The sequence below is a fragment of the Streptomyces niphimycinicus genome (assembly GCF_018883605.1).
Lineage (GTDB): Bacteria > Actinomycetota > Actinomycetes > Streptomycetales > Streptomycetaceae > Streptomyces > Streptomyces niphimycinicus.
Window position 1 is genome coordinate 1 of sequence record NZ_JAHLEM010000446.1, and the last position, 8,648, is coordinate 8,648.

An 8,648-nucleotide genomic window follows, 5' to 3' on the forward strand; every position below is an offset into this window, starting at 1 on the left:
CCGCCCCTGCCCCGGGCCGCCGCGCCCGGGACCGGTGCCCGGCTCCGGGCGGCGGCGGCGCGCCGCGTAATCTGGTGGTCTCGAGCAAAAGGAGGCCGAGAGCCATGGATTACGTCTCCGCGCTGATCCCGCCCGTCGTGATGGCCGTGGCCTTCACCGCGCTCATCGTGACGATGGTGAAGAGCCAGGGTGGCGCCAACAAGTCCAAGGAGGACGCCGCGGTGGACGCGGCGCTGGCGGCCCGCGCCGAGGACGAGGCCCCGGCCCCGGCGCGCGAGACGGCCTGACCGGATCGATCGGGCCCATCGGGCGCCGCCACCCCGCACACCACGGCGGCAGCACGCCGGACCACGCCCCGGGACGCATCGCGTTCCGGGGCGTGTGGCTTTTCCCCCGCAAACCTCCCGACATTCGGGACATCTCCCACTATTATTCTCGGTGTGCCTAGGCCATTGGGAGATCTCGAAGACGCGGTGATGACGCGGGTGTGGAAGTGGAACCGCCCGGTCACGGTCCGCGAAGTGCTGGAAGACCTTCAACGGGAACGCTCGATCGCCTACACCACCGTCATGACCGTAATGGACAACCTCCATCACAAGGGCTGGCTCCGCCGGGAGGTCGAAGGCCGCGCCTATCGATATGCCGCGGTCTCCACGCGCGCCGCCTACTCGGCCGCACTGATGAACGAAGCGTGGTCGACCAGTGACAACCCGGCGGCCGCTCTCGTCGCGTTCTTCGGGATGATGTCCGAAGAGCAGCGGGACGCACTACGGGATGCCATGCGCGTCGCACAACTGGGGGAGACCGGGGAGAGCCCCGGTGAGTCGGGGCGATGACCCAGGGCGATAGCGTCCGGTCATGTCCTCCCCACTATCAAAAGTAGTCACCGTCCGCCGTGCCCGGACCGGCGATGTACGGGCGGTGCGCCGCCTCATCGACTCGTACGTGGACGATCGCATCCTGCTCGACAAAGCCACCGTGACGCTTTACGAGGACATCCAGGAGTTCTGGGTCGCCGAGCGCGACGAGGACGCTGAGGTCATTGGCTGTGGAGCACTGCACGTCATGTGGGAAGACCTCGCGGAGGTCCGCACTCTCGCCGTCGATCGGACTCTCAAGGGCACCGGCGTAGGCCACCTGGTGCTCGACAAGCTGTTGCAGACGGCGCGCTGGCTGGGGGTGCGGCGCATTTTCTGCCTCACCTTCGAAGTTGACTTCTTCACCAGGCACGGCTTCGTGGAGATCGGCGAGACGCCGGTCGACGGCGATGTGTACAGCGAGCTCCTGCGTTCCTATGACGAGGGCGTCGCCGAGTTCCTTGGTCTCGAACGGGTGAAGCCGAACACCCTTGGCAACAGCCGGATGCTTCTGCAACTGTGATCGCGGGTCCTATGTCCGAATCGCGCCCCTATCACATAGCTCCGGAACATGACCTTCCATGAGGCTTCCCGCTTGGTGGATCGGTCGAACCTTCCCGGGGGGTTTGTGTTTTTCCGGGAAAGGCGGTTTCCTATTCTCTCGTAGTGTAATTACCTGGGGGGTGAGTCATCAGCGGCTAACGCCGCACCCCCGAACCCCCCGTTTTCCCTGAAAGGAACCCCATGGCACAGAAGGTTCAGGTCCTTCTTGTCGACGACCTCGACGGCGGCGAGGCGGACGAGACCGTGACGTTCTCCCTTGACGGCAAGAGCTACGAGATCGACCTCACCACCAACAACGCGGACAAGCTCCGTGACGCCCTGGAGCCCTACACCAAGGGCGGCCGGCGCACCGGTGGCCGGGCTTCCGGTGGCCGGGGCAAGGCGCGTGCGGCGTCGGGCGGCAGCCAGGACACCGCGAAGATCCGCGCCTGGGCGAAGGAGAACGGCTACGAGGTCAACGACCGCGGCCGTGTTCCGGCGACCGTTCGTGAGGCATACGAGAAGGCCAACGGCTGAGCGCGTCAGCCTTCCCCGGCTCGCCGCTGCCTCGGCAGCGGCCGGGCGCGCACCAATCGGGTGCGGAGGCATTCGGTTGCCGCCGCGCTCACGAGCCGTACGAGATCGGGGGCGCCCCCATCGCCCCCGAGGCCTGTCCTCGGCAGCGTTGGCTCCACCTCGCCCCTCGGGTCGGGAGGTCGCAGCCATACGGCGGCCTCCTGCGGGCATCGCTCTCCGGGCGCCCCGGTGCCCAGGGGCGGCGGCCAGGAGCGGGAGGGGCACGGCGCGGTGATCCGGCCACCGGCGCCGATCGCGCCCAGGTCCAGGGCCACACCGCCCCACTCCAGCCAGTCGAGCAGCCCCGGAAGCTCGTCGGCGCTGCCAGGGGCCACCAGAAGTCGCATCCAGGCGCCCTCCACCGTGACCGGACCGGTCCGCGGTACGCGCCGCAGCATCGCCAATCCGGCCACGGCCGGCAGTTCGATGACGTCGAAGGCCACCCCCGTGAGCAATTCGACGGGATCGCTGCCGGCCGTCGGCCAGCCCAGCTCCCGCTCGTACCAGCGTGAGACGGGGACCGGTGCCGGTGCGGACGGCCGCGCGCAGTGGACCCTGTGGATCATGCCCAGCAGAACTCTCCGCCGCCCGGCTTGGTTACGCCCCCGATGACCTACCGTGCGGGTCCGTGCGCGGAACGTGTCCGCAAGGGGTCCTACAGGGCCGGTGAACGGGCGCAAGGTTGTTCGCCCGTAGCGGATGGAACCGGCCCCTACGGCATGGACTGTCTGTGCTTGCGGGTAAGACATCCCTAGTGGGGAGGGGCGGTCCGCGTGTCGGGAGGAAGCGGCGTTCGCCATCGGCGTACTGGCGGTGGGCGTAGATGCCTGGCCTGCGGGAACATCGTCTCGCACCATCGGGTTAAGGCAGTTGTCGGCTGTTCGGGCAGGAGCCAGTGGCTGTTTGCCCCGCGCGAGCGGGGGTGATCCGGACGGTTGTCGGCAGTTGGAATGAGCTGTCCCGGGTTGCGGGACTAGCATGCGGAAGGACAGGGAGGGGATCGTCCCCGATCTTTCTGACCGCTCTGAGGAGCGATTAACGATGTTCGAGAGGTTCACCGACCGCGCGCGGCGGGTTGTCGTCCTGGCTCAGGAAGAAGCCCGGATGCTCAACCACAACTACATCGGCACCGAACACATCCTCCTGGGCCTGATCCACGAGGGTGAGGGTGTCGCCGCTAAGGCCCTGGAGAGCCTCGGGATTTCGCTCGAGGCGGTCCGCCAGCAGGTGGAGGAGATCATCGGGCAGGGCCAGCAGGCCCCGTCCGGGCACATCCCCTTCACCCCCCGTGCCAAGAAGGTCCTGGAGCTGTCGCTCCGCGAGGCCCTTCAGCTCGGCCACAACTACATCGGTACGGAGCACATCCTGCTCGGCCTGATCCGCGAGGGCGAGGGCGTCGCCGCCCAGGTCCTGGTGAAGCTGGGTGCCGATCTGAACCGGGTGCGGCAGCAGGTCATCCAGTTGCTCTCCGGCTACCAGGGCAAGGAGGCCGCCACCGCCGGCGGCCCGGCGGAGGGCACTCCCTCCACCTCGCTCGTCCTGGACCAGTTCGGCCGCAATCTCACGCAGGCCGCCCGCGAATCCAAGCTCGACCCGGTCATCGGGCGCGAGAAGGAGATCGAGCGGGTCATGCAGGTGCTTTCGCGCCGCACCAAGAACAACCCGGTCCTCATCGGCGAGCCCGGCGTCGGCAAGACGGCGGTCGTCGAGGGACTGGCCCAGGCCATCGTCAAGGGCGAGGTGCCCGAGACCCTCAAGGACAAGCACCTCTACACCCTGGACCTGGGCGCCCTGGTCGCCGGCTCCCGCTACCGCGGTGATTTCGAGGAGCGCCTGAAGAAGGTGCTCAAGGAGATCCGCACCCGCGGCGACATCATCCTGTTCATCGACGAGCTCCACACCCTGGTGGGTGCGGGCGCCGCCGAGGGCGCGATCGATGCCGCCAGCATCCTCAAGCCGATGCTGGCGCGGGGCGAGCTCCAGACCATCGGCGCGACCACGCTCGACGAGTACCGCAAGTACCTGGAGAAGGACGCGGCCCTGGAGCGCCGCTTCCAGCCCATCCAGGTCGCCGAGCCGTCGCTGCCCCACACCATCGAGATCCTCAAGGGCCTGCGGGACCGCTACGAGGCGCACCACCGCGTCTCGATCACGGACTCGGCCCTGGTCGCCGCCGCCACCCTGGCCGACCGCTACATCTCGGACCGCTTCCTGCCGGACAAGGCGATCGACCTGATCGACGAGGCCGGTTCCCGGATGCGGATCCGCCGGATGACCGCACCGCCGGACCTGCGCGAATTCGACGAGAAGATCGCCGATGTGCGCCGGGAGAAGGAGTCCGCGATCGACTCGCAGGACTTCGAGATGGCCGCGGGCCTGCGCGACAAGGAGAAGCAGCTCCTGGCCGCCAAGGCGAAGCGGGAGAAGGAGTGGAAGGCCGGCGACATGGACGTCGTCGCCGAGGTCGACGAGGAGCTGATCGCCGAGGTCCTGGCCACGGCCACCGGCATCCCGGTCTTCAAGCTGACCGAGGAGGAGTCCTCCCGGCTGCTGCGCATGGAGGACGAGCTGCACAAGCGCGTCATCGGCCAGAAGGACGCCATCAAGGCGCTCTCCCAGGCCATCCGGCGCACGCGTGCGGGCCTCAAGGACCCCAAGCGCCCCGGTGGCTCGTTCATCTTCGCGGGCCCGTCCGGTGTCGGTAAGACCGAGCTCAGCAAGACCCTCGCCGAATTCCTCTTCGGCGACGAGGACGCGATGATCTCGCTCGACATGTCGGAGTTCAGCGAGAAGCACACCGTCTCGCGGCTCTTCGGCTCCCCGCCCGGATACGTGGGCTACGAGGAGGGCGGCCAGCTCACCGAGAAGGTGCGCCGCAAGCCGTTCTCCGTGGTCCTCTTCGACGAGGTCGAGAAGGCTCACCCGGACATCTTCAACTCGCTGCTCCAGATCCTGGAGGACGGTCGGCTGACCGACTCCCAGGGCCGGGTCGTGGACTTCAAGAACACGGTGATCATCATGACCACCAACCTCGGCACCCGGGACATCTCCAAGGGCTTCAACCTGGGCTTCGCCGCCCAGGGCGATGTGAAGACCGGCTACGAGCGGATGAAGGCCAAGGTCAACGAGGAGCTGAAGCAGCACTTCCGCCCCGAGTTCCTGAACCGTGTCGATGACACCGTGGTCTTCCACCAGCTCACCGAGGAAGACATCATCCAGATCGTCGACCTCATGATCACCAAGGTGGACGAGCGGCTCAAGGACCGCGACATGGGCATCGAGCTCAATGGCGACGCCAAGAAGCTGCTCGCCAAGCGGGGCTACGACCCCGTGCTGGGCGCCCGGCCGCTGCGCCGGACGATCCAGCGCGAGATCGAGGACGTGCTCTCGGAGAAGATCCTCTTCGGCGAGCTGCGTCCGGGCCACATCGTGGTCGTGGACACCGAGGGCGAGGGTGAGGAGAAGAAGTTCACCTTCCGCGGCGAGGAGAAGTCGGCGCTGCCGGACACCCCGCCGATCGAGTCCGCCGCCGGTGGCGCGGGCCCGAACCTCAGCAAGGAGGCATGACGCGGAGCCGCGGCAGCGCGGCGCCGTCCATCGCCACGGGGCCGCCCCGGACCGTTCCGGTCCGGGGCGGCCCCTTTTGCGCTTTGCGCGGGCGGAGCACTGCTTGCGTTTTGCGCGGGCGGAGCACTGCCCTTTCGTGCAGGCGCGCCCCTGAGGGGCTCTGGCGGGGCTCTGCGGGCCCTGGGGGTTTCCCTGGACTTTCCCGCCCGGTGACGGGGCGAACGGGAGGCAGCGGCCGCCCAGGCGGCCAGGCGGCTGACGGCGCCCCCTCCGGGCGGCTGGCAGGGTTCGGCCCCTCCGTGGTTCCGCCCCTCCGGGTCTGCGTTACGCGCCCGCCACGATGACCTGGACGCCCTCCGGGACCCCGGTCACCCCCGTGTTGCGGTGGCTCAGCCGCAGAGTGTGCAGCCGGGGGAAGGCGGCCAGCCAGCTCAGGTCCAGGTCCGCGCCCAGGTCGTAGGCGAGCCACAGCTCGGTCAGCCGCTCCGCCACCAGGCCCTCGGTCAACTGCTCCGGGGTGAGCGCACCGGCTATCTGGACGCAGGGGCGGCCGCCGAGCCGGCGCAGGGCCCGCAGCTCCGCCAGGTCCGACACCGGAAAGTCGAGTTCCCGCTCATCGAGATGGCCGATGATTTCCTCGGCGTAACGATCGGTGTCATATCGCCGCCAGGCGCCCGCGAGCTGCGCCCGTACCGCCCAGGAGGCGCGGTCCCGCAGCCGGACCAGATAGTCGATGGCGCGGTCGTCGGCTATCGAGGTGGCGGTGACGGCCAGCCGATGGGCTTCCTCATCGGATACGCCGCCGGGATCGGGCAGCATTTCCAGCACGATAGGCCCGATCCAGCCCAGCGCGCGGGCCGCTTCCAGCGAGGTCGGGCGTACCAGATCGCGGGTATAGCGATGCACCCGGGAACGCACCTCGGGGTCCAGCTCCGTCGCATGTTCCAGACATGCGGCCGCCAGGAGTTTGCGATGGCGGGCATGGACCGGCCGGGCGTCTTTACGGGCCGCCAGCAGCCCCTCCAGGAGGTAGCCGCATTCATCGGGGCGGGCGAGAGCGACCGACATTCTGATCACTTCTTCCCAGTCGTCCAGGTGTGCGTGGTCGATCAGGAAGTCGAAATCGTGCCGTTCGACGACCGCTCTCGCGCTGAGATAGTCCTGGAACGTTCGGTGCACGAAATCGACCGAACCGGGTGTGGGCTCGCGCAATAGACCGGTCCGGTTGAGCAGATGTCGGTAGATCTCCTCCGGCCCGCCCTGCCGCGCCGCGTGCGGAATGGCCGGGAGGTGACGGCCGAGCGTCTCGACGGCGGTGGTCCGGTCCATTTCGGACCGGCCGTTGACGAGCATCCAGTGCGCCAGCTTCTGTAGCAGCCGGATCTTCGGTTCCTGGGGGAGGTCGATTCCCTCCGGCGGCAGCATGGCGCGCTCGCGGTCGCGCCGTTCCAGCAGCATGGAAAGGGCCGCGTCATAGAGGGCTTTCCGGCCGTGCGGCAGATAGCCGCGGCGGTCCCGGTGCAGTGCGCACAGCAGACCGCACATCAGTGGATTGGTGGCCAGCCGGCCGAGGTCCCGGGTAATCCTTACGGCGTCCAGCAGCGTTTCCTCGTAACCACTCAGCCGGTCCAGATCGGCACGGTCGGTGATGTCCTGGCGGGCGGCCGCATGCCAGCGCCGGATGAACGCGGTGACCCCTTCGCGGCTGAGCGGGGAGAGTTTGAGCTCGGTGAAGCGCTCCGAGGCCAGCCAGTTCTCCCGTACGGCCGAGGGGCGCGAGGTGACCAGCCAGATATTTCCCGGATAGCGCGCCGGAAGCTCGCGCAGTGCTTCGCGGAGCCGCTCACGCTCCCCCTCCGGCGCCTCGTCCACCCCGTCCACGAGCAGCAGTCCGCGCCCGTGGGACAGCACCCGCTCGGCCCACCCCGGCGGCTGGGCGGCGGTGTGCGGATAGCGGACGGCGGAGAGGAAGGCGTCCGGCTCCGGGAAGCCGTCGCGGCGGAACCGGCGCACGGGGAGCACGAAGGGCACCCGCCCGCGCAGCCCCGCCAGCGGGGCCGGGAGGTCACCACGCGCCACGGACACCGCGAGCCGCTGCACCAGTGTGGTCTTGCCCGACCCCGCCACGCCCCACAGCAGCACCCGTTCGCGTCCGGCGAGGGCCTGTTCCGCGGGGGCGCTCGGGCCGCCGCCGTCTGCCTCGGTCTCCAGGCTGAGATAGGCGGCGTCCAGCGGCCAACTGTCGGGGGAGTGGGCCAGATCGATGCCGTAGATGGTGAGGTGGTCGTGGGCGGCGATGATGTCCTGGGCGTAGCGCTGCTCGAACGCGGCGTCTTCGGCGGCCGTGACGAAGGGGGAGCGGATGGTGAGGAAGCGGAGGATGTGGGCGCAGGCGGTCTCGCGCAGTGCGTCGTGGGTATGGGCGTCCGCCGGGTCCAGCTCTTCGTCGGCGTCGGGGGCGGCGATGGCGAGGTGACGGGCGAAGGCTTGGGGACCGAGGCGGACGGCGCGTACGTCGTCGAGGTCTACGGTGCCGAGGGCGTGGAGGGTGCGGGCGAGGGCGTCGGTGAGGGCGGAGCGCGCTTGCTCTTGTCCGCATCCCTGTTCCGTTTCGACGAGCGCGGCGGCGAGCGCGGCGGCGACTCGGGTCAGGTCCCGTTCGGTGAGCGTGCGGTGGTCACCCTGGAAGGCGACCAGGGAGGCGATGCGCACGGGCCGGTCCACCGGCCCGTCCGCGACGAAGAGTTCCTGGACCAGTGTGGCTATGGCTGCGGGATCCATGAGGCCCCGTCCCCCCGGTGACTGTTGTTCGCCGTATCGAAGAAGCCACCAGGGTAGGCGGGGTCGGTCCGGCGGTGGTGGGGGTTCGGCGTGGGTTCCGGGGGCGGGCGGGGGCACGGGGTGGGTGCGGCGGGCGGTGGTCGCGGTGCGTTGCCGGGAGCGGGGGCGCTATTGGGTGCGCGGTGCGGTGGGTGGTGGGTGCCGGGGGCGGGGCCTCCGGGGCGGCGCCCTGGACCGTATATTTACGGCGCCATTGGCCGGGGGCGTTGGGTGGGCCGGGGATTGGCGCCACAAATACACGTAAGCGTCCAGGACACCACCCCT

General features: G+C 69.1%; 7 protein-coding genes. 5 read left to right on the forward strand and 2 right to left on the reverse strand.

Features of this window, described 5'->3' with window-relative positions; genetic code table 11:
• The first annotated feature begins 104 nt into the window (after positions 1-104).
• The 4 genes from KN815_RS31960 to KN815_RS31975 all read left to right on the forward strand — a co-directional run bounded on the left by KN815_RS31960 (position 105) and on the right by KN815_RS31975 (position 1,937).
• Entirely contained in the window at positions 105-287 is a 183-nt protein-coding gene (locus KN815_RS31960; RefSeq protein WP_216345350.1) for a hypothetical protein, read from the forward strand.
• A 153-nt stretch (positions 288-440) separates the two neighbouring features.
• Positions 441-836: a BlaI/MecI/CopY family transcriptional regulator gene (locus tag KN815_RS31965; protein WP_078642159.1), complete on the forward strand. Its 396-nt coding sequence runs from the start codon at positions 441-443 to the stop codon at positions 834-836.
• A gap of 22 nt (positions 837-858) precedes the next feature.
• Positions 859-1,380, forward strand: a complete 522-nt coding sequence (locus KN815_RS31970) for an amino-acid N-acetyltransferase (protein ID WP_014061627.1) — start codon at positions 859-861, stop codon at positions 1,378-1,380.
• A gap of 221 nt (positions 1,381-1,601) precedes the next feature.
• A complete protein-coding gene (locus KN815_RS31975) occupies positions 1,602-1,937 on the forward strand; it encodes a histone-like nucleoid-structuring protein Lsr2 (protein WP_208515325.1) in 336 nt (111 codons plus the stop codon).
• 5 nt (positions 1,938-1,942) lie between these two features.
• Here the strand turns inward: KN815_RS31975 and KN815_RS31980 are convergent, their stop codons facing one another.
• A complete protein-coding gene (locus KN815_RS31980) occupies positions 1,943-2,542 on the reverse strand; it encodes an SCO3374 family protein (protein ID WP_216345351.1) in 600 nt (199 codons plus the stop codon).
• A 475-nt stretch (positions 2,543-3,017) separates the two neighbouring features.
• Here KN815_RS31980 and KN815_RS31985 point away from each other — a divergent pair, with 475 nt between their 5' ends.
• Complete coding sequence (locus KN815_RS31985; RefSeq protein ID WP_059142484.1) at positions 3,018-5,543, forward strand: ATP-dependent Clp protease ATP-binding subunit; 2,526 nt, start codon at positions 3,018-3,020, stop codon at positions 5,541-5,543.
• Positions 5,544-5,867: 324 nt separating this feature from the next.
• Here the strand turns inward: KN815_RS31985 and KN815_RS31990 are convergent, their stop codons facing one another.
• On the reverse strand, positions 5,868-8,324 hold the full coding sequence (locus tag KN815_RS31990) for an NACHT domain-containing protein (RefSeq protein WP_216345352.1): 2,457 nt from the start codon (positions 8,322-8,324) through the stop codon (positions 5,868-5,870).
• Positions 8,325-8,648: the final 324 nt, after the last annotated feature.

Coding starts and splice junctions, on each gene's coding strand:
- KN815_RS31980 (WP_216345351.1), bottom strand. CDS start 2,542: ATGATCCACAGGGTCCACTGCGCGCGGCCGTCCGCACCGGCACCGGTC.
- KN815_RS31975 (WP_208515325.1), top strand. CDS start 1,602: ATGGCACAGAAGGTTCAGGTCCTTCTTGTCGACGACCTCGACGGCGGC.
- KN815_RS31960 (WP_216345350.1), top strand. CDS start 105: ATGGATTACGTCTCCGCGCTGATCCCGCCCGTCGTGATGGCCGTGGCC.
- KN815_RS31985 (WP_059142484.1), top strand. CDS start 3,018: ATGTTCGAGAGGTTCACCGACCGCGCGCGGCGGGTTGTCGTCCTGGCT.
- KN815_RS31970 (WP_014061627.1), top strand. CDS start 859: ATGTCCTCCCCACTATCAAAAGTAGTCACCGTCCGCCGTGCCCGGACC.
- KN815_RS31990 (WP_216345352.1), bottom strand. CDS start 8,324: ATGGATCCCGCAGCCATAGCCACACTGGTCCAGGAACTCTTCGTCGCG.